This is a genomic window from Nocardia sp. NPDC004860, assembly GCF_040609015.1.
Classification (GTDB): Bacteria; Actinomycetota; Actinomycetes; order Mycobacteriales; family Mycobacteriaceae; genus Nocardia.
Map to the genome: position 1 here is coordinate 404,013 of NZ_JBEXJI010000003.1, position 20,845 is coordinate 424,857.

The following is a 20,845-nucleotide window of genomic DNA, read 5'->3' on the forward strand; positions in this document are numbered from 1 at the left end:
TTCGCGAGATAGTCCGGTTCCGGGCGGGAGTCCCGAGCCGGAGACCATCGGCCTAGGGTGGACGGCGTGGCAGGCGTGTCCGAAGGCGCGTCGGGAGTGCCCGACCCGCGATTACGCGCGTACGTCCTCGGGTACGAGGGCTATCTGCTGCACGGCTTCGCGCCGGGTACGCATGTCGGGATGCCCGGGGCGGCGCTGACCGTGATCATCACCATCGACGAGCCCATTCACGTGCCGGTGTCCTCGCATCCGGAGCAGGCGGGCGGTCACTGGGACATGCTGGCCAGCGGGCTCACGGTGCGGCCGGCGGTGATCGCGCACAACGGGTTCCAGCACGGGGTACAGCTGAACCTGACGCCGCTGGGCTGCCGGGCACTGTTCGGGATGCCCGCGGCGGCGCTCGGATCGTGGATCGTGGATCTGGCCGACGTGCTCGGGCCGCGCGCGACGGAGTTGCGGGAGCGGCTGTCGTCGGTGCGCTCATGGCCGCGGCGCTTCGCCGTCATCGATGAAATCCTGCTGCGCCAGGTGGATCCGGTGCGCTGGGCTGCCGAGCTGACCCACGCCTGGACGCTGCTGTCGGGCCCCGACCCGGCGGTGCGGGTGGCCGCCGTGGCCGACGAGATCGGCTGGAGCCGAAGACATCTCGGCAGTCGCTTCAGCGCCGAATTCGGCATCACCCCCAAGGACGCCGTCCGGGTGGCGCGCTTCGAGCGCTCGCACCGCCTGCTGCGGGACCCGATCCTGCCCCCGCTCGCCGAGGTGGCGGCCGCCGCCGGGTACTACGACCAGGCGCACATGGCCCGCGAATGGCGGGAACTCGCGGGCATGCCGCCGTCCGTGTGGCGGGAACGGGAGGAGTTCCCATTCGTCCAAGACCAGCAGGCCGCCGAGATCGGAGGCTAGTCCCATGAGCGAAACGACAACCCCCATCGAGACCGGCACCGTCGTCTGGCCGACCCTGGTCTACCGCGACGCCCCGGCCGCCATCGCATTCCTGGAGCGGGCCTTCGGCTTCGAGACCACCGCCCGCTACGACGAGGGCGACACCGTCGCGCACGCCGAACTCGCCTGGCCCGGCGGCGGCGCCATCATGCTCGGCGGCGTCCGCGAGGGCATGGCGCTGGACTGCCAGCCGCCCGGCGTCGGCTCGGTGTACATCGCCGTCGACGACGCGGACGCCCTGTACGCCCGGGCGCGGGCCGCGGGCGCCACCGTCACCCGCGAGCTGCGCGATGAAACCGATTACGAGTCACGGGGTTTCACCTGCCGCGACCCCGAAGGCGTCTACTGGAGCTTCGGCACCTACCGGGGCGCGGCCGGCGAGTAGCCGGGTCAGGCCGGGGCGTGTCCCGCGGGCACGCGCTCGGCCTCGACCGGCGGGGGCGGCGGGGTACCGTCGCCGAAGGGCCTGCCGCCCAAAGCTTCCCGGCCGTGCGGGGTCAGCCAGTTGCCGAGCTCGGGCCCCTTGGGCACCACCCGGGTCGGGTTGATGTCGGTGTGCACGATGTAGTAGTGCTGCTTGATCTGCACGAAGTCGATCGTGTCGCCGAACCCGGGGGTCTGGTAGAGGTCGCGGGCGTAGGCCCACAGCACCGGCATCTCGGTGAGTTTCTGCCGATTGCACTTGAAGTGGCCGTGATAGACCGGATCGAACCGGGCCAGTGTCGTGAACAGCCGCACGTCGGCCTCGGTGATGGTGTCGCCCACCAGGTACCGCTGCGTCGCCAGTCGCTCGGACAGCCAGTCCAGTGCGGTGAAGAGCCGGTCGTAGGCGGCGTCGTAGGCGTCCTGCCCGCCCGCGAACCCGCACCGGTACACGCCGTTGTTGACCTCGGTGTAGACGCGGCGGTTCACCGAATCTATCTCCGCGCGAAGGTCTTCCGGATACAGCCGCGGCGCGCCGGGCCGATGGTACCGCGCCCACTCGGTGGAGAAGTCGAGGGTCATCTGCGCGTAGTCGTTGGTGACGACCGCGCCGGTGCGCTCGTCCACGATGGCGGGCACGGTGATGCCGCGCGGATAGTCGGGGAACCGCTTGAAGTAGGCGTCCTGCAGGAAGTGGACGCCCAGCACCGGATCCACCCCACCCGGATCCAGGTCGAAGGTCCAGCTGCGCTTGTCGTGGGTGGGCCCGCACAGTCCCAGCGACAGCACCGATTCCAGTCCGAGCAGCCGCCGCACGATGAGCGTGCGATTGGCCCATGGACAAGCCCGCGCCGCCACCAGCCGATACCGGCCGGGCTCGACCGGATACCCGTCTCGGCCGTCGGCGGTGATCCGCGTGTCGATGTAGTTCGTATCGCGCTTGAATTCGCCCGGTTCGACGTAGGTCCCCGGCTCGGATTTCGAGGTCACTGTGTTCATTTTGCCCCTCCGCTTCGCTCCGGGGCGGGTTCGCGGCCCCGAGGTCTCGATTCTTCCCTCCTCCGCTCCTCCGCTTCGCTCCCCCGCTCCGTCAGTCCAGAATCGAGACGGCCGCGAACCATTGGCTGATCTACTACTCGGTCGGCATCGCCGATTTCGTGCTCGACCCTTTTGCAGAAGTAAGCGTCCGCATACATTCAGGGTCATGACTGACTCGAAGCCCACCCGCCTGGAGCGCATCGTCACCGACGGCGGCGCGGACGCGGCGATCCTCACCATCGACAATCCGCCGCTGAACCTCTTCGACAAGGCCCTGATGGACACGCTGGCCGCGGATCTCGACGAGCTGTCGGCCAATCCGCCCCGCGCGCTGCTGATCCGCGCCGACGGCAAGCTGGTCTCCGGTGGCGTCGACGTGCACGTCTTCGACGGCCTGTCGGAGGAGGAGGGCGCGCAGCTGTGGCGGACCCTGTTCGCGCGCATCATCCACCCGCTCGAGGCGCTGCCCTGTCCGGTCATCTTCGCCGCGCACTCGCTGACCCTGACCGCGGCCTTCGAGATGTCGCTGGCCTGCGACATCATCCTGGCCGCGCCCAAGGCCAAGTTCGGCCTGGTGGAGACCGTGGTCGGCCTGACCCCGTCGATGGGCGGCCCGCAGCGGCTGGCCGAGCGCGCCGGTTCCGGCCGCGCCCGCGAGTTCGTCATGACCGGTGACACCTACTCCGCCGCCACCATGGCCGAGTGGGGCGTGGTCAATGCGGTGCACGAGGATGTCGACACCGCGGCCCGGGCGCTGCTGGCCCGGCTCGCCGAGGGCCCGACCCGCGCGCACGCCGCCACCAAGGCGATCATCGAGGCCTGGCGCTCGGGTGGTGTGGCGCACGCGGATTCGGTGACTCCGGAGGTGTCCGGGCAACTTTTCGGCACCGCGGATCTGCGGGGCGCGGTGCGCAGCTTCCTCGAAGTCGGCCCCGGAAAGGCCACCTACACAGGCCAGTAGGCGCTGATCGGCCGTGCCGCGGCCGATCAGCTGCGCACGTCCGGGCGTGTCGGCTGCCGCCCGGGCGTGTCAAGCCCGCTACCTGCACTGGTATGGGATCGGGGGTGGCACGAGACCGGCCGGCGGGGAATCCCGGTGCGACTGTTGCGAAGCCACCGCAAAATCGATGTTTCCGCAGGCTCGATCGGGGGAATGGGGGGTCGACCGGGCGGCGATCTGTTTCCGTGGTGTGAAAGCCTGACATCCGTTTGCCGACAATCCGCCCATCGATGTGATCTGCATCATATAGTCACTCTTGCCTGCAGGGCTTCGAGGTACCCGGAGGGACGACGATGTCGCAGTTACTCGTGGAATATCCGCAGACGCGAAACGGCTGGTGCGACAACCCGCTTGCCCGCGCCGCAGACGGCATCCTGCGCTATGGCAACCTCACGCCCGCGCTCACCGAACTCCTCGACGTCCAGGTCCACACCTTCGCCGCCCGCGAGGCCGTGGTCGAGATCGGCGGCCCCCGGCTCACCTACCGCGAACTCTGGTACTCGGCCTCCCGCATCGCCGGCGGCCTGCAGGAACACGGCATCGGCTACGGCGACCGGGTGGCGGTCCGCATGCCGGTCGGCGCCCGCTGGGTGCAGGCGTTCCTGGGCGCGCTGCTCTCCGGGGCGGTGCCGGTGCTGGTCCACGACGGGCTGCCGGATGCCGTGGCGGACCGTGTGATCCACGACGCCTGCGCCGACTTCGTGCTCGACGGTGGCGGCCGCGCGGCGGGCTTCCGCGACGCGCTCCCCGACGGTGCGGCCTTCATCGACGACGGCGCGTCCCTCGGCGAACTGGCACTGCTCAGCTACACCAGCCCCTGCTCCGGGGCGGGCCCGCGCGGGGTGGAGCTGACCAACGAGAACCTGCTCTCCGCGGTCCGTTCCGTGGTCGGCGCGCTGGATCTGCCGACCGACGGCCTGCGCAATCTGGTGCTGTTGCCGCTCGCGCACGCCAGCGGCTGCGTCGACCAGTTGCTGCCCACCTTCGCGGTCGGCGGCACCGTGGTGCTCACCCCCGACCGGTCCGCGGTGCCGGAAGCCCTTGTCGCCGAACGCATCGACATGGTCGCCGCGACCCCGCGCATCTTCGCCGGCCTGCTGCCCGGCCTGGCCGGGCTGCGGGTGGAGCGGGTGCGGCAGATCTGCAGTGCCGGGCACCGCGCCGAACTGGCCGCGGCGGACCCGGCCACCTCCGAATCCGTCGCCAACTCCCTGCGTGCGGTCTTCCCGGAGGCCCGGCAGTGGTCGGTGTGGGGCGCGACCGAGACCTCCGGCATCGGGCTGGCCCGTGACGACACCGCCCCGGGCCGGGACGCGCTCGGATTCGCCTTCGGCGGAACCGAACTCGCGCTGTGGGGCCCGCTCGCGGCGGTCGGCCACGGCGAGCTGCTGTGCCGCGGGCCGAATGTCAGCCCCCGCTACTGGAACGACCCGCAGACCACCCGGTCCCGCTTCACCGGTTCCTGGTTCCACACCGGAAACCAGGTCAGCATCGACCGCAACGGCCTGGTCCGCCGGTCGAACGCGGACTGATCGCCCGCTGCCACGGAGAACAACCGCAGCGGTCAGACGAGCAGCCGGGCGCGCAGCGCGTCGCGCAGCTCCTGGGTGATGCCGATCTCGGCGAGATAGCCGTCCAGGCCGCCGTACATGGCGTTCATGGAGTTGGTGCCCGACTCCAGGTATTCGGGGCGGACACCGAGCAGATCGTCGGAGAGTTCCTCGTCGGTGCCCGCGGTCATCAACGCGCGCAGGTGGGGGACAGCGTCATTGCTGAGCAGGTAGTCGGCGTAGATGTCCTCTTCGGTGACATCGACCGCCCGCAGCAGTGTGGCCACGGCCCACCCGGTGCGGTCCTTGCCCGCGGCGCAGTGCACCAGCGCGGTGCCGCTCAGTACGGAGTCGGCGAGCGACCGGATGGCGACGTGCGCCTCGGGCAGGGCGGGGAAGAGCCGGTAGACCTCGAGCATGTGGCCGGAGGCGCTGCTGTGGCGGCGCGCCTCGTGCGGCGGGGTCTCGCCCATGCGGGGGTCGAAGGGGGTGACCTTCAAGCGCACGCCGTCCGGGACGACGTCGTGGCCGATGTGGTCGATCTCGGCGAACCCGCGCAGGTCGTGGACGTCGGTGACGCCCAGCTTCCCGAGGGTGGTGAGGCCCGTCTCGTCGAGCCGGCTGAGCTGGGCGGACCGCAGCAGCACTCCGTCCCGCACGGTGGAACCGCCCGCGGTGCGGGCGCCGCCGAGATCGCGGAAATTGAAGGTGCCGGAGATCAGGAATTGGTCGTGGCGCGCAGAAGTCACCCGCTCAGGCTAACGGTGGGCGGGTAACGCCAGAGTGTCGAACAGTGGAGCGTTGTGGGTTCGCGCACACCCGCTATGTTTCATCGCACACCCGCCGATAAAATACCGTGCGGTCCAAACAACTGCTTTACCGGGCGATCGTTCAATTTGATCATTCCCATCCGGTCGCGGGCCTGTTCCAATTAGGTAACAAAACATTCTTGAGGTATGGAATCGGCTATCAAAGCTGGTTGCCGGGCCAGAAAAAGACGTAACATCAATACCCGTTGAACGGGTACGTAGGCGTACAAGCCGGAGATCACTGCCGATCTGCAACACCCGTTGAGCGAGCCGCGCAGGCGAGGTGCGCGAGTTCTTTCGCCAAAGGGAGTCGTCGTTGAGCGCAAGTGGAGAAATCACCCAGGTCGGACTTCGTCCGGCCATGACCGAGGCCATCGAGACCGCGGCTGTGTCGCTTGATTTCAGGGGTAATCGTGCCCTGCGCATCCTGCTGCACGCGGGACTCAGCACGCTGTGGCCGATCCTGAAATCCTCCCCGGACCGGCAGATCCGTGCCTACGAGTCCACCCTGGCGGTGCTGCGGCGGCGTTGGGAGAACCAGGCCACCTGTGTCCCGGACCCGGTCGCCACGGCCATGTTCCGGGAGCTGGACGCCGACGTGACGTCCTTCCTGGACCACTGCGCCAGCCGCTCGGGCACCCAGTGGCTGGAGCCGGTGGATGCCATCGCCGCCTATCTGCTGGCCGTCATCCAGGGCATGGTGCTGCGCTGGCTGGCCGACTGTGATGACGAGATCTCGCTGGTGGTGCTGGACGACCTGGTCTCGTACCTGTCGACCAAGGCCGTCGACCTGCCCTGACACACCCGGCCTGCCCCGAAACTTAATGCTGGACGCATGACCAGGTTCATGGTCGAATGATCTGGTGACCGATTCGTCGCCGATCAGCGGGCTGCACGCGGCCACCGCCGACCTCGAACCTCCGCTCGCCGCGGTCGATATGACCGCCCTGCGCGCCAATGCCGACGATCTGGTGCGCCGCGCCCGCGGCGTCCCGATCCGGGTGGCCAGTAAATCCGTGCGCTGCCGCGCCGTTCTCGAGGAAGTCCTCGGGCCCAAGCTCACCGCCTCCGGCGGCTTCGCGGGCATCATGGGTTACTCACTGCGCGAAGCCATCTGGCTGGTCCGGGAGGGCGCGCGCGATGTACTGCTCGGCTATCCCACCGCCGACCGGCACGCCCTGGCGGAACTCGCCTCCGACCAGTTGCTGCTCGACTCCATCACCCTCATGGTCGACGACACCGCCCAGCTGGACCTGATTCGCGAGGCCGTCGGCAGCGAAAAGGTCGCTCCCCGTGTGTGCCTGGATGTCGACGCCTCCCTGCGCCTCGGCCCGCTGCACCTCGGGGTGCGCCGTTCGCCCATCCGCACCCCCGAGCAGGCCGCCCGGCTGGCCACCGAAACCCGTTCCCGCGGTTTCCGGGTCGTCGGCGTGATGACCTACGAGGCTCAGATCGCTGGTCTGCCGGACACCAATCCCGCTGTGCGCCTGGTGAAGTGGGCGTCCGCGGCCGAGATCGGGAAGCGCCGCCGCCAGGTGCTGGAGGCGGTGCGGTCGACAGCCGGTGAACTCGAGCTGGTCAACTCCGGCGGCACCGGGTCCATCGAGGTCAGCATTACCGACCCGGGCGTCACCGAGGTGACCGCGGGTTCGGGCCTGTACCTGCCGACCCTGTTCGACGGCTACCGCAATCTGGCGCCACGGCCGTCGATGTACTTCGCCACGCCGGTGCTGCGCCGGCCGGCGCCGGGCATCGCCACCGTCTTCTCCGGCGGCTACATCGCCTCCGGGCCCACCGGGGCCTCGCGGGTGCCGAAACCGGTGTGGCCCTTGGGCTTGAAACTGATCGGGACCGAGGGCGCGGGCGAGGTGCAGACCCCGCTGACGGGCGCCGACGGCCTGGAGATCGGCGACCGGGTCTGGTTCCGGCACGCCAAGGCGGGCGAGCTGTGCGAGCGCTTCAACGAGGTGCATCTGATCGACGGGGACGGCAGCCGCACCACGGTGCCCACCTATCGCGGTGAAGGGCACTGCTTCGGCTGAGCCGAGGGACGGGGCCCGGGCTAGACCCGGTCGAGCTGCAGTACCGCGGCCAGGTCGGACAGCTCGGCGGTGGTGGCCGGGAGGTATTCGGTCAGCAGCGGCGAGCGCACGATGATCGCCGACCACATGGCCCGCGAGATCGCGCTGGTCAGCCAGTGCCGCGACAGCAGCGCGCCGATCCCGTGCGGGGCGTCCTCGGGCGCGGAGGTGGTCATGGAGACCAGCACCACCGCGGCCTCGCGGCCCTGGAAGTGGTCGGGCGTGCCGACCAGGACGTCCTCGATGCGGGCGCGCGACAGCAGGGTCCGGATGCGCGCCACCTGGGCGTGGTAGGGGGCCACCACCAGGATGTCGTGCGGATGCAGGCGGCGGGTGAGTGCGCCGGTGTGCCAGGGCAATCCGAGCAGCGTGCGCACCTGGCGCACGATTTCCCGTGCCTCCTCGGCGGATTCGGTGCTGTTGCCGTGATGCTCCACCGGCACGGTGCGCACGCCGGGCGGGATGCCGTCGAGTTCCCGTGCGAGGGTGACGGTTTCATTGGAGCGCAGCCGATTGTCGTAGCGCAGCCGCGACACCGGGCCACACATGCGCGGGTGCATGCGCCAGGTGCGGTCCAGGAAGTAGCCGTAGGCGGCGGGCAGGGTGCGGTGCGCGCCGAGCAGCCGGCCCAGCACGGATTCGGCGATCGGCTCGGGATGCGCGCCGTGTCCGGTCGGCGGCGCGGGGTCGCCGACCAGCAGCAGGTTCCGGGCGCACACGGCCACGGCCACCGCCTCGGCCAGCGGGAACTTCCCGGCGTCCACGATGACCAGCAGGTCCAGGCTGTCGCGCGCGATGCGCTCGAGGTCGGTGAAGTCGCTCGAAAGTCCGCCCACCACACAGCCGTTCACGGCATTGTCGAGGAAGCGCGGATAGCGCGAGGCCTCGATGGGCAGCCATTCCGGCGCCACCGCCTGGGTGTCGGCCTTGGCGACCAGCTCCGGCAGCACGCCCATCTGCACCACGGCGTCGAGCACGTGCTCGACCACCTGGTGCGAGCGCGCCACCACGCCGACCCGCCACCGGTAGCGGGTGACGAGCCGTTCCACGGCGCGCGCGGTGGTGTCGGTCTTGCCGGTGCCGGGCGGGCCCTGCACGGCCACATACGAATTGTCGAGATCCAGGACCGCGGCGGTGACGGCGGCGGCGTGATCGCCGAACACCTCGGGCAGAGCCGCGCCCGCGCGCAGGCGCGGCGGGCGGCGGCACAGAATGTCGAAGACGGCGGTCTCGGGCACCTGGGGGAGGGTCACCAGCAGCTGATGTGCGGTGTCCTCCAAGGCTTCCGCGAGATGGATGTCGTGGCCCGGCGGGCAGGGCGCGATGGCCGAGGGCAGCTCGTCGTAGGGTTCGCAGCCCACGGGGAGTATCTCCACCACCCGCACCACGTCCTCGAAATTGGTGTCCAGTGCGCAGCCGAGGACGGTGGCGTGTGCCGTCGCGCGCTGGCCCGGGGTGACCGTCATGCCGGGCGCGGGGCGATCGTAGAGGGTGAGCACCGCCGTGCCCGGCGGCGGTGCGTTGCCGGTGCCCAACCGGCCGGTGAGGGTCAGATAGCGCCGCATGGGCTGCTGTCCGGTGCCGTGCCAGTCGGTGTCGACCGAACCGGAGTCGGCGACGAGAACCCCTGCGGTGTCGGCCCATTCGGCTACCGGATGGTCGAGCCGGTCGTCGTGCGCCCAGCGCAGCGGCCGCCGCTCGCGCCGGTGATAGCCCAGCGCCGCCGCCGCGAGCCCGGCCGCCTCCTGCGCCGGGCCGCGCTCCTCGCCGTCGGTCTCCGCGAATTCCCGCAGGGCCGCCTCGATTTCGTCGGGCCCGGTCTCGGCGTAGTCGTAGGACCACCGCCGGCTGGGCCGGACCTCGTGCCCGGCGGCCAGGTCGAGCAGCCAATCCCGCAGCCGCAGTACGGCTTCCGCGCCACCGCCGCTCTCCTCCTGATTGGGCGGCAGCTGGTGGAGGTCGTAGGAGCGCTCGCCGACCACCAGCGCCGCCCGCACCACCGGGTAGAGGTCGGCCAGCGCGGGTAGCAGCTCCGCCACCACATCCTCACCCTCGGAATCGCGTTCGCCGATGGTGTGCAGCAGACCGCGCAGATCGCCGCGATAGTGGTGGATCCGCAGATCCGGGCATTCGCGCTGGCGCTCGATCAGGAACTCCAGCAGCGCGTCCGCGTCGTCGCGGCGGCGGGAACGGCTCCCGTGACCGAGGCCGTCCGGGCCGTCGGCTCGAATGACGAAGGTGCGCTCCGGTTTCGGCACGGCGGGCGCGGGCACGAATCCCAGCGCGACCGTGCTCACCCCGGGACCCTGCTCGAAGGTCGCGACCGCGGCGCTGCCGCGCTGTTCGGCGAACTGCTCGCCGTCGGCCGATTCCACCGGGTCCTGGACGAATATCGCCGGCGCGGAGGAGGTTTCGGCTACGCGGAGGGCCGGCGCGGCCGGGTAGTCCGCCGGCGTCCGGTCGGCCGGCTCGAGCGCGCTGATCTGCACGATCACATCGCCTGCGGCGCGGGCGATTCCGGAGCCCGCGCGCGGGAGGTCGGCGGTGTCGGGGGGATTGACCGGGGTGACGCTGACGAACAGGTCGCCACGGGTCGGCGCGGGCAGGGCGGCCAGCGCGGCCGGATCGATGAGGGCGTGCACCGGGCGGCCGGTGCGCTCGCGCAGGATCTGGACCTCGGCCTGGCGGCGCAGGGTGGTGAGGGTGGCGGACGGGATGCCGGTGACGGCGGCGTCGGCGACGGCCAGGCGGTCCACGCTGGCGATCCCCGCGTCGCGCAGGTGGGCGCGGGTGGCCGGGCGCATTCCCGCCACCAGCAGCAGATCCCGGCGGGTCTCGAGTTCGGTCGTACAGGTGGGGCAGTGGCCGCAGGCCAGGAAGCGCCGGTCACCCCACTGGACGGGGAGCAGCTCGCCGAGCTTGGTGTCGACGATGAGGTTCAGCCGCGCCCGCCGCGCCTCGTAGACGACCGCCATGTCGGCGAGCGTGTACGTGACCGGGACGCCGTCCTCCCACACCCTTACCTGCGGTGCGGATCGGAAGCCGTTGCGCCGCAGGGCCTCCGCGGCGGCGGCCAGGCCCAGCAGGGTCGCGATCCCGCCGCGCCGGCCCGCCACCCCGGCCACGATGTAGTCGTGTCCCTCGGGGGCGTGATCGCGCACCAGGAATTCGCAGCGCGCCACGAAGTCCCCGTCGAAGACCACACCGGCCGCGACCGCCTCGGCCTCCGCCCGCAGTGCCGTCAGCGTCCGGTCGTGCGCGTCCCGCAGTCCGGCCAGTGCGCGCTCGCGCAGGTCCTCGGAGACGAGCGCGGTCGTGGCGAGGGCGTCGGCCGCGGGCTCGGATACGCGGATGCGGGTGACGCCCGGCCCGTATCGGTCGCGTAGGTCGGCGAGGCGGTGTTCGACGGCCGGGTCGGGGGTGCGCGTGAGCGTGCCGGGCGACGGGAACTCGACCGGCGTCACCAGTCCCAGTTCGGCGTCGAGCGCGCGCAGCAGCGCGAACTCACAACGCGCCGCCGCCACCAGGTCTCCGGTGCTGCACACGACACGATCACCGAACAGCATCAATCGCGGCCCTCCTGTGCCTCTCCTCCGCCGACACCCGCACCCGGCCGGGGTCTCGTCGTCACATGGCCGAGTCGGGCCATAGCGTAATGACTACGGGCGGTGTGATGTGCTGCCAGGTGCGGCCCGCGCACCGGTCCGGACCCGCCATGACTCGGCCACGTCAGCACGCGTTTGCGGGCGATGTTGGGAGACAACGCGACTCGCGCGCCCCGCAGCCGCCGACAGCGGCTCGAGGCCCGGTCGGACACCAGAAATCGGATCGCCATTCCGGCGTGTCGCCCCGCGGACCGCCGGGCGGCGCGTCGCTGTCCGGCAGGTTCGCTCGTTACTCGCCAGTCGCTTGTTTCGAGCGGCCCCGCAACCCGTGCGGGTCTGTCACAATCTGCCGATGCTCTACCTAGCGGGCGCTCGCGGCCGCCTTCACTACCGCCGATGGCAGCTCGATGACGCACAGGCCGTCCTGGCGTTCTTACCCGGAATCGGCCAGCACAGCGCGCACTACCACCGATTCGCGCGGGCGCTGGCCGCCCGCGGCATCGAACTCTGGGCCCTGGACACCTCCGGGCACGGACTCAGCGAAGGAGATCCCGAAAGGCCGGGCACGATCCACGAGCTGGCCGCCGACGCCCGGCTGTTCCTGGACCAGGTGCACGCGCACGCGACTTCGACCCCGTTCCTGATGGGTCACTCCCTGGGCGCGGCCACCACGCTGGCCGTGCTGCGCGACGCGCAGCCGGGCGACTTCGCCGGACTGGTGCTGTGCGGGACGCCCAAGGCGGTGCTGGAGGGCAGGTCCCCGAAGTCCGCCCGCGGTGCCGAATCCGCGAATCATGCTCGCGCCCAGGGCGGTTCCCGCTCGCGTGCCGCACTGGCGACCGAGCAGGAGTCGGACTGGCCGGGACCGCGGCTGCCCGCGGGCCTGCCGGTGCTGATCGTGCACGGCGCGGACGATCGCCGGGCGCCGGTGGAACCGGTGCGGGAGTGGTCGGCCCAGGTCGGCGCGCGTTTCCACACCTACCCCGATGCCGGTCACGACCTGCTGCACGAGCCCGCGCACGCCGAGGTCACCGCGGAGATCGTCGAATTCGTGCACGCCCGCTCGCTGGTCTGAAGGATTACGGTGAGGGCGTGCCCCTCTACGAATTCGAAGGCAAGCGCCCGACGGTCGATCCGACCGCGTTCATCGCGCCCACCGCGACCCTGATCGGCGATGTGCGCGTCGAGGCGGGCGCCTCGGTCTGGTACGGCGCGGTGCTGCGTGCGGACCTGGCGCCCATCATCATTCGGGAACGCGCGAATGTGCAGGACAACGCCGTGATCCACGTGCCGCAGGACGTCACAGTGGAGATCGGCGCGGGTTCGACGATCGCGCACTCGGTGGTGTTCCACGGCGCGACGCTGGGCGCGGAATCGATTGTGGGCAACGGCAGTACGGTCCTGGACATGGCCAAGATCGGCAGCGGCGTCATGATCGCCGCGCACTCGCTGGTCGGCCCGGGGCAGGAGATTCCCGACGGCGTGCTGGCCGCCGGCTCACCCGCCCAGGTCAAGAAGCCGCTCGCGGGCACCCCGGCCGAACTGTGGGTCAAGACCAATCCGAGCTTCTACGCCGACCTCGCGCAGCGACACCGCACGGGCATCACCGAGGTTCACTGATCCGCATCCCGGGAAGCGGTGGGGCGCAACAGCTTCACCACTTCCGCATCGGTGAGCTGATGGAAGTCCCGGTAGGCCCCGCCCACCCCGCCGAGGGCCCGCGGCACCAGCGGGCACACCACCTCGTCGGCGATCTCCTGGATCCGGTGCAGCGCTTCGACCGAGGACACCGGCACCGCCACCACCACCCGGCGCGGCTCGTGCAGCCCGGCGATCTCACAGGCGGCGGCAACGGTCGCGCCGGTCGCCATGCCGTCGTCCACGATCACCACGGTCCGGTCCTTCAGATCGATCGGCGGCCCGGCCCGCAGTATCCCGCGGCGGCGCTCCAGCTCGGCCCGCTCGACGCTCTCGATGTCCGCCAGCTGATCGGGCGTCACCCCGGTATGCCGCACCACGTCGTAGTTCAGCACCCGGACGTCGTCCTCCCCGATGGCCCCCATGGCCAGTTCCGGCTGCCACGGCACCCCGAGCTTGCGCACCAGCAGCACATCGAGGTCGCCGCCGATCACGTCGCGCACCGCCACGGCCACCGGCACCCCACCCCGGGGCAGCCCCAGCACCAGCGGATCCGCCGCGCGCAGGTGCCCCAGCACCCCACCCAGCGCGCGTCCGGCGGCCGCCCGATCCGGATAGATCATCGCTCTGTCCATTTTGCCCCTCCGCTCCGCTCCGGGGCAGGGTTCTGGGTGGCTCTACTCTCCGCGGATCGTGTAGCGGCGTAATGCCAGGCTCGGATTCGTGGTGCGGACCTCGGTGAGGTGGCGCAGGTCGATGTGGGCGGTGGCGATGCCCGGCTGGTCGCCGAGTTCGGCCAGCACCGCGCCGGTGGGGGAGACGATCATGGAGGCCCCGGATCCGCGCGGGGCGGCCTGGTCGGCGGCGGCGACGTACATGGTGTTCTCGATGGCCCGGGCGCGCAGCAGCGTGGTCCACTGGTCGACCTTGCCGGGACCGGGAATCCACTGGGCGGGCAGCAGCAGCACGTGCGCCCCGGCGGCGGCCAACCGGCGAATGCCTTCGGGGAAGCGCAGATCGAAGCAGGTCTGCAGCCCGAACACCACGCCGTCCACGGTGAAGGTCGGGGACTGGTCCAAGGGCCCGGGGATGAGCAGATCGGATTCGCGCGATCCGAAAGCGTCGTACAGATGCACCTTCCGGTAGACGGCCGCGAATTCGGCGTCGGGCGAGGCGGCGACCAGGGTGTTGTAGACGTGCCCGGCGGGCTGGTCCGGGCCCCCGGACTCGACCACGCCGGCGACCACGTGCACCCCGAATTCGGCTGCGATACCGCGCAATCCGGTGACGAACGGTCCGGTGAGCGGTTCCGCGGCGGCCAGCACCCGATCGTCGAGGCGCTTGGTGGCGAACATCGAATACTCGGGCGCCACCACCACCTTCGCTCCGAGTTCGCTGGCGGCCTTGACCTCCGCGCGCAGGGCGGTGAGATTGGCCACGGTGTCGGTGTAGGGATCGAACTGCACCACCGCCACATCCACCGACCCGGCCGGTTCGGTCACGGCGGGCCGCTCCGCCGCGGCGGCCGTTTCGTGCACGGCCGTCACCACTGCTCCCGAGCTGCCCGCATCGGCGGTGGCCAGGGTTCCGGTGACGTAGTTGCGAGCGGGAGCGGGTTCGGGATTTCCGAGTCCGGACACGGAACTCGAGGGCGTCGGGGCGGCGGGCGCGGGCGGGTTGTCCGGTTGCACGACTCCCAGGGTATTCACCCGATGGTCAAGCCCGCAGCTAGCAGGCAGTAAAATCCGTGGCAATGAGTACCTCACCGGCCGACAGCGTTCCCACTGACGACGAGAGGGACGTTTCCGGCCCGTCCTTCGCTGATTTGGGTATCGATGACCGCATCCTGCGGGCCATCGCCGATGTCGGCTACGAATCGCCGTCGCCCATCCAGGCGGCGACGATTCCGCCGTTGCTCGACGGCGCGGACGTGGTGGGCCTGGCCCAGACCGGTACCGGCAAGACCGCGGCCTTCGCCATCCCGATCCTCATGGGCATCGAGATGACCGGCAAGGCCCCGAAGGCGCTGGTGCTGGCCCCGACCCGGGAGCTGGCCATCCAGGTCGCCGAGGCGTTCGGCCGCTACGCGGTGCACATGCCCGGCCTGCACGTGCTGCCCATCTACGGCGGTCAGAACTACGCGGTGCAGCTGTCCGGTCTGAAGCGCGGTGCGCAGGTGGTCGTCGGCACGCCGGGCCGCGTCATCGATCACCTCGAGCGCGGCACCCTGGACCTGTCGCAGCTGCAGTACCTGGTGCTCGACGAGGCCGACGAGATGCTCAAGATGGGCTTCCAGGACGATGTCGAGCGCATCCTCGCCGACACGCCCGACGAGAAGCAGGTCGCGCTGTTCTCCGCGACCATGCCGTCGGCCATCCGCAAGATCTCCAAGCAGTACCTGAAGAACCCGACCGAGATCACGGTCAAGACCAAGACGTCGACGAACACCAACATCACCCAGCGCTGGGTGCTGGTGTCGTATCAGCGCAAGCTGGACGCGCTGACCCGCATCCTCGAGGTCGAGTCCTTCGAGGCCATGATCATCTTCGTGCGCACCAAGCAGGCCACCGAGGAGCTGGCCGAAAAGCTGCGCGCGCGTGGGTATTCCGCGGCCGCCATCAACGGCGACATCGCGCAGGCACAGCGTGAGCGCACCATCGGCCAGCTCAAGTCGGGTGTGCTCGACATCCTGGTCGCCACCGACGTGGCCGCGCGCGGCCTGGACGTGGAACGCATCTCGCACGTCGTCAACTACGACATCCCGCACGACACCGAGTCCTACGTGCACCGCATCGGCCGCACCGGCCGCGCGGGCCGCTCCGGTGACGCGCTGCTGTTCGTGGCCCCGCGCGAGCGCCGGCTGCTCGACGCCATCGAGCGCGCCACCCGCCAGCAGGTCACCGAGATGCAGCTGCCCAGCGTCGAGGACGTCAACGCCCAGCGTGTGCAGAAGTTCGGCGACACCATCACCGAGAATCTGGCCTCGGTCAATCTGCCGTTGTTCCGCAAGCTGATCGAGGACTACGAGCGCGAGCACAATATCCCGCTGGTGGATATCGCCGCGGCGCTGGCGGTGGGCGGCCACGACGGCGACAACTTCTTCATGGAGCCCGATCCGGAGCCGACGGCGCGCGAGCGCCGCGAACGCGCCCCGCGTTCCTTCGACGAGCGTGACCGCGGTCCCCGCGAGCGTCGCGAGCCGAGTGGCCCGTCCCGGCATCGCCAGACCGGCGCGGAGCTTGTCACCTACCGCATCTCGGTCGGCAAGCGCCACAAGGTCGCCCCCGGCGCGATCGTGGGCGCCATCGCCAATGAGGGTGGCCTGCGCCGCAGCGACTTCGGCCACATCAGCATCCGTCCGGACCACTCGCTGGTGGAGCTGCCGGCCGACCTGTCCAAGGAAACTCTGAATGCATTGAGCCGTACCCGGATCAGCGGTCAGCTCATCGATCTCCAGCTGGACCAGGGCCCGCCCGGAGGGCGCTCCATGAGCCGCGCCCCGCGCCGCGAGGGCAAGCGCCCGGACGCCCGGCGCAAGCCGCGGTTCTGAGCCCGCCGCTCGAAACGATCAACGCCCGCATCCGGAAGGGATGCGGGCGTTGCGTTTTCGAGGGTGCGGCGTTGCCGTAGGTCAGTTCGTTCCGGGTGCGCCCGCGCCGGGGGCGGCGTCGGGAGCCTGTGCCGGAGCCGCCGGGGTCGCCGGGGCGGCCGAGGTGGTCGGGGCCGACGCGTCCGGGGTGGCGGGGGCGGCAGGCTGGGCGGGCGGGGTGTCGGACACGGTGAACAGGCCGACGGTCGGCAGCACCACGCAGCGCGCGCCCGGGTAGTCGATGGTGCCCCACAGTGAGGCGACGACGGTGCCCGCGCCGGCGTCGACGGTCTTCGACAGCGAGGGCAGGTTGTACTCGGTCTGGTCGTCCAGGGCGGTGATGCCGCTGCGGCCGTTGTTCACATTGAGCCAGGCCACGCTCAGGCCGGAGGCGGTCGGAAAACCGTTCTGCTGCGCCATGACCTGGAAGCTGACATTGCCCGGCGGCAGCGACACCGAGGTGTTGGGACCGGTGACGCCGGTGACGGCCATCGCCGAGGTCAGGCTGAACGGCATGTTGAAGCCGCAGCCGAGGGTGGGCGCCAGGTACGAGAACGGCGTGAACTGAACGTTTTCCAGCTTCGCGGCGGCGATCAGCTGGGCCGATCGGGCGATGTCGGCGACCGCCGCCCGGCCGCCGGCATCGTCGCCGACGGCCTGGGTGAGCTGGTCGATGCCGGTTTCGACGGGCGTCTTCGGCTGGTCGGCGGTGGCCGCGCTGGTCGCGCCGACGGTGGCCGCGGCCGTGAGGGCGGCGACCGCCAGGGCGCGCCGGGACAGAGTCCAACCGTTCACTCGTGCTGCTCCTGCGTCGATATTCTCGCCGAGCCACAACAGCCCGACGTCCCGGAATTCGGGTATCGGATTCCTGGGCAACCTACCAGCTCGGCTCGAGAGCCGGGATGCCGAGTCGCTGCGAGCCGAGCGCCCGGGCCGTCCGGTCGGTGTGATCCGGGTGACAATCAGACCATTACCGGGGGGTAAGTTTGATGGCGACATCACAGCGACGCTCCTCGGGAGAAGCAATGAAGCTGGCCCTATCACCCGATGAGGTGAAATTCCGGGACGACCTGCGCGAGGTCTACCGGACCAAGATCCCGGCGGAGATCCGTGACCGCATGAAATACGGTCTCGAGCTCTCTCGCGATGACATTGTCACCAGCCACCGCATCCTCAACGAGAACGGCCTGGCTGTGCCCAAGTGGCCGGTGCAGTGGGGCGGCCGCGACTGGTCGCCCATGCAGCTGCACATCTGGGAGGACGAGATGCAGCTGGCCTCGGTGCCGGAGCCGCTCACCTTCAACGCCCAGATGATCGGCCCGGTCATCGCCCAGTTCGGGTCCGAGGAGCTCAAGCAGCGCTTCCTGCCGGCCACCGCCAATCTCGACATCTGGTGGTGCCAGGGCTTTTCCGAGCCCGACGCGGGCTCGGACCTGGCGGCGGTGCGCACTACCGCGGTGCGCGACGGCGACTCCTACATCGTCAACGGCCAGAAGATCTGGACCACCCTGGCCCAGTACGCCGACTGGATCTTCTGCCTGGTGCGTACCGACCCGACCGTCAAGAAGCAGGCCGGCATCTCGATGCTGCTCTTCGACGTCAAGACCCCCGGCGTGACCATCCGGCCGATCAAGCTCATCGACGGCCACCACGAGGTCAACGAGGTCTTCTTCGAGAACGTCCGGGTGCCCGCCGATCAGCTGGTCGGCGAGGAGAACATGGGCTGGACCTACGCCAAGTTCCTGCTCGGCAACGAGCGCACCGGCATCACCGGTGTGGGCCGCACCAAGGTGAAGCTGGGCGTCGCGAAAGAGTATGCGGCGCAGATCCGTTCGGGCAGCGGCACGCTGCTCGAGGACCCGGCGTTCGCCGCGCGCGTGGCCGAGATCGAGAACGAGCTGCTGGCGCTGGAGCTCACGCTCATGCGCGTGGTCTCCAATTCCAATGACGGCAAGCCGAATCCGGCCTCCTCGGTGCTGAAGCTGCGCGGTTCGGAGCTGCAGCAGGCCGCCACCGAGCTGCTGCTGGACGTCGCCGGGCCGGACGCGCTGCCGGTGAACGCCGGGGACATCGCCTCGCCCGGCTGGGCACAGCGCAGCGGTCCCGGCTATCTCAACTTCCGCAAGACCACCATCTATGGAGGCTCCAGCGAGGTGCAGCGCACCATCATCGCCTCCACCATTCTCGGATTGTGAGCCGCCGCCATGGATTTCGAACTCACCGATGAACAGGTCATGCTGCGGGACACGGTCCGGGATCTGCTGGGCCGCGCCTACGACCCGGAGACCCGCCTGAAGGTCACCGACACCGACCTCGGCTGGAACCGTGACGTCTGGCGGCAGCTCGCCGAATTGGGCGTCCTCGGACTGGCTTTCGACGAGGAGGACGGCGGCGTGGGCGCCGGGCCGGTGGAGACCATGGTGGTCATGGAGGAGATCGGCCGCCGCAATGCGCCCGAACCCTTCCTCGACGCCGTGCTCGTACCCGGCGGGCTGGTGGCCCGCGCCGGCACCGCCGACCAGCGGCAGCGCGTGCTGCCCGCGCTCGCCGGCGGCGAGACCCTGCTGGCCTTCGCGCACCAGGAGCCCGGCACCCGGTGGCCCGCAACCGAACTGGCCACCACCGCGGTCCGCGACGGTGACGGCTATCGGATCACCGGCGTCAAGAACCCCGTCCCGCACGGTGACTGCGCCGATCAGCTGGTGGTCAGCGCCGCCCTTCCCGGCGGCGGCATCGGCCTGTTCCTGATCGCGGCCGACGCCGAGGGCGTCACCAGCACCCCCTACCGCACCTTCGACGAGCGCCGCGGTGCGCAGCTCGAATTCGCTTCCGCCGCAGCCGAGCTCCTCGGCGACGGCGGTGACGCGCAGCCGGTGGTGGACGCGGTGGAGGTGGCGGCGCAGGCGAGCCTGTGCGCCGAATCCCTCGGCGCGATGGAGGAGGCCCTGCGGCTGACCGCCGAATACCTGAGGACGCGTAAGCAGTTCGGCGTCACGTTGTCCAAGTTCCAGACCCTGACCCAGCGGGCCGCCAATATGTATGTGTCCCTGGAACTCGCGCGCAGCATGAGCCTGTACGCCACGGCCGCCGTCGCCGACGGTTCCGCCGACCGGGTGGCGGTGTCGCGCGCCCGGCTGCAGGTCGGTCGCTCCGCCCGCCACATCGGGCAGGAGTCCATCCAGATGCACGGCGGTATCGGCATCACGACCGAATACCCGGTCAGTCACTACGTTGCCCGTCTCACCGCCATCGCCCGCACCCTGGGCGGCGACCTGGAACACCTGCGCGTTCTCGCCGATCGCGTGGGCGACTACTCCCTCGTGGAGTTCTGACCCGCACCACCGAGGCCGCCGCGCCCCGCTCCAGCCGGAGCGGGTGCGTTGGCCGACGCGGAATTCACTGGTGCACAGTGGATCTCGGCATGCTCCTGCTCTCGGTGGTGCCGAGGGCCGGGTACACCAGCTCGGTGGCCGGAAGGGCGCTCCGGTCGAAGACGGCGACCGGTGAGCTCGGTGGGGGACCGGCCGCGCTACCCGTCGGAGTTGTCCGAGGCCGGGTGATCCGTCGTCGGGAGGGCGGTCGGCGGCACCGTGGTGACCGGAAGTTCGGTTGTGGCGCGCGGGCTTTCGGTGGTGGCCGGGCGCGTGGTGGTGGCGCGCGACGGCGTGGAGCGGATGCTCGCACTCGGGTCCGCGGCCGGATCGTCGGGGGTTCCGGTGATGGTGGAGATCGGCGCGCGCCGGGAGGGCTGGTCGGCGGCCACCCGCCAGGTGGGGGACGGCGGGATGACGACGGCGGGCGTGGTGCTCGCGCTGTTGTTCGTCGAAGTCACCGGCGCCGCTTGCAGATCGGCGTTCAGCGGCGGCGGCGCGACGTAGGTGTCGTTGTGCCCGAGGCCGCAGGCGCCCAGGAGAATGAGCCCGGCCGACACCGCGCCGACCGCCGCGGCGGCACCCGCCACGGGCTTGGGCAGGTGACGCAGCGGGGTGAGGCCGCGCTCGTCCGCGCCGGCGTTGCTGCCGTCCATTGGTGGCACTCCTGATTCGTGTCGAGTGGGCTCACCCTAACGGAGGCCGCAGGGCGGGGCCAGGCGGGTGGTCGCTTCGATAACCGGACGGCGCAAGCGATTCCGTAGGCCTCGGAAATATCTCAAACAGCCATGATTCA

At 70.4% G+C, this 20,845-nt stretch carries 18 protein-coding genes; 11 read left to right on the forward strand and 7 right to left on the reverse strand.

Going from position 1 to position 20,845, the window contains the following annotated elements; translation table 11 throughout:
- Positions 1-66 precede the first annotated feature (66 nt).
- A complete protein-coding gene (locus tag ABZV44_RS09520) occupies positions 67-906 on the forward strand; it encodes a helix-turn-helix transcriptional regulator (protein ID WP_354833806.1) in 840 nt (279 codons plus the stop codon).
- 4 nt (positions 907-910) lie between these two features.
- A complete protein-coding gene (locus ABZV44_RS09525; RefSeq protein WP_354833808.1) occupies positions 911-1,330 on the forward strand; it encodes a VOC family protein in 420 nt (139 codons plus the stop codon).
- Positions 1,331-1,335: 5 nt separating this feature from the next.
- Here ABZV44_RS09525 and ABZV44_RS09530 read toward each other — a convergent pair whose 3' ends face one another.
- A complete protein-coding gene (locus ABZV44_RS09530) occupies positions 1,336-2,367 on the reverse strand; it encodes a glutathione S-transferase C-terminal domain-containing protein (protein WP_354833810.1) in 1,032 nt (343 codons plus the stop codon).
- Between the two features lie 205 nt (positions 2,368-2,572).
- Between ABZV44_RS09530 and ABZV44_RS09535 the strand changes: the two genes are divergently transcribed.
- Together ABZV44_RS09535 and ABZV44_RS09540 are read left to right on the forward strand one after the other, a co-directional pair.
- The gene (locus ABZV44_RS09535) at positions 2,573-3,367 is read left to right on the forward strand and encodes an enoyl-CoA hydratase/isomerase family protein (RefSeq protein WP_354833811.1); all 795 of its coding nucleotides are present in this window, start codon (positions 2,573-2,575) and stop codon (positions 3,365-3,367) included.
- 332 nt (positions 3,368-3,699) lie between these two features.
- Entirely contained in the window at positions 3,700-4,938 is a 1,239-nt protein-coding gene (locus ABZV44_RS09540) for an AMP-binding protein (RefSeq protein ID WP_354833813.1), read from the forward strand.
- A gap of 32 nt (positions 4,939-4,970) precedes the next feature.
- Here the strand turns inward: ABZV44_RS09540 and ABZV44_RS09545 are convergent, their stop codons facing one another.
- Positions 4,971-5,705: a tyrosine-protein phosphatase gene (locus tag ABZV44_RS09545; protein WP_354833814.1), complete on the reverse strand. Its 735-nt coding sequence runs from the start codon at positions 5,703-5,705 to the stop codon at positions 4,971-4,973.
- A 376-nt stretch (positions 5,706-6,081) separates the two neighbouring features.
- Here ABZV44_RS09545 and ABZV44_RS09550 point away from each other — a divergent pair, with 376 nt between their 5' ends.
- Together ABZV44_RS09550 and ABZV44_RS09555 are read left to right on the forward strand one after the other, a co-directional pair.
- Positions 6,082-6,564 carry a TetR family transcriptional regulator gene (locus tag ABZV44_RS09550; protein ID WP_354833816.1) on the forward strand — a complete coding sequence of 161 codons (483 nt, stop codon included), beginning with the start codon at positions 6,082-6,084 and terminating at the stop codon, positions 6,562-6,564.
- A 64-nt stretch (positions 6,565-6,628) separates the two neighbouring features.
- Positions 6,629-7,807: an amino acid deaminase/aldolase gene (locus ABZV44_RS09555; protein ID WP_354833818.1), complete on the forward strand. Its 1,179-nt coding sequence runs from the start codon at positions 6,629-6,631 to the stop codon at positions 7,805-7,807.
- Positions 7,808-7,827: 20 nt separating this feature from the next.
- Here the strand turns inward: ABZV44_RS09555 and ABZV44_RS09560 are convergent, their stop codons facing one another.
- Positions 7,828-11,412 carry an AAA domain-containing protein gene (locus ABZV44_RS09560; protein ID WP_354833819.1) on the reverse strand — a complete coding sequence of 1,195 codons (3,585 nt, stop codon included), beginning with the start codon at positions 11,410-11,412 and terminating at the stop codon, positions 7,828-7,830.
- A 391-nt stretch (positions 11,413-11,803) separates the two neighbouring features.
- On the opposite strand from ABZV44_RS09560, the gene ABZV44_RS09565 reads away from it, so the two are divergent.
- Both ABZV44_RS09565 and ABZV44_RS09570 read left to right on the forward strand, forming a co-directional pair.
- Positions 11,804-12,526 carry an alpha/beta fold hydrolase gene (locus ABZV44_RS09565; protein WP_354833821.1) on the forward strand — a complete coding sequence of 241 codons (723 nt, stop codon included), beginning with the start codon at positions 11,804-11,806 and terminating at the stop codon, positions 12,524-12,526.
- A gap of 17 nt (positions 12,527-12,543) precedes the next feature.
- Positions 12,544-13,071: a gamma carbonic anhydrase family protein gene (locus ABZV44_RS09570; RefSeq protein WP_354833823.1), complete on the forward strand. Its 528-nt coding sequence runs from the start codon at positions 12,544-12,546 to the stop codon at positions 13,069-13,071.
- Here ABZV44_RS09570 and ABZV44_RS09575 read toward each other — a convergent pair.
- A complete protein-coding gene (locus ABZV44_RS09575; RefSeq protein ID WP_354834105.1) occupies positions 13,065-13,712 on the reverse strand; it encodes a phosphoribosyltransferase family protein in 648 nt (215 codons plus the stop codon). The two genes, ABZV44_RS09570 and ABZV44_RS09575, sit on opposite strands and share 7 nt — an antisense overlap.
- Before the next feature lie 54 nt (positions 13,713-13,766).
- Complete coding sequence (locus ABZV44_RS09580) at positions 13,767-14,591, reverse strand: carbon-nitrogen hydrolase family protein (protein ID WP_354834108.1); 825 nt, start codon at positions 14,589-14,591, stop codon at positions 13,767-13,769.
- A gap of 251 nt (positions 14,592-14,842) precedes the next feature.
- On the opposite strand from ABZV44_RS09580, the gene ABZV44_RS09585 reads away from it, so the two are divergent.
- Positions 14,843-16,639 (forward strand): DEAD/DEAH box helicase, encoded by a 1,797-nt coding sequence (locus ABZV44_RS09585; protein ID WP_354833824.1) that lies wholly within the window; start codon positions 14,843-14,845, stop codon positions 16,637-16,639.
- 81 nt (positions 16,640-16,720) lie between these two features.
- Here ABZV44_RS09585 and ABZV44_RS09590 read toward each other — a convergent pair whose 3' ends face one another.
- Positions 16,721-17,473: a hypothetical protein gene (locus ABZV44_RS09590; RefSeq protein ID WP_354833825.1), complete on the reverse strand. Its 753-nt coding sequence runs from the start codon at positions 17,471-17,473 to the stop codon at positions 16,721-16,723.
- 230 nt (positions 17,474-17,703) lie between these two features.
- Here ABZV44_RS09590 and ABZV44_RS09595 point away from each other — a divergent pair, with 230 nt between their 5' ends.
- A complete protein-coding gene (locus tag ABZV44_RS09595; RefSeq protein ID WP_354833826.1) occupies positions 17,704-18,873 on the forward strand; it encodes an acyl-CoA dehydrogenase family protein in 1,170 nt (389 codons plus the stop codon).
- A 9-nt stretch (positions 18,874-18,882) separates the two neighbouring features.
- On the forward strand, positions 18,883-20,010 hold the full coding sequence (locus ABZV44_RS09600) for an acyl-CoA dehydrogenase family protein (protein WP_354833828.1): 1,128 nt from the start codon (positions 18,883-18,885) through the stop codon (positions 20,008-20,010).
- 197 nt (positions 20,011-20,207) lie between these two features.
- Here the strand turns inward: ABZV44_RS09600 and ABZV44_RS09605 are convergent, their stop codons facing one another.
- Complete coding sequence (locus ABZV44_RS09605; protein WP_354833830.1) at positions 20,208-20,705, reverse strand: hypothetical protein; 498 nt, start codon at positions 20,703-20,705, stop codon at positions 20,208-20,210.
- Between the last annotated feature and the right edge of the window lie 140 nt (positions 20,706-20,845).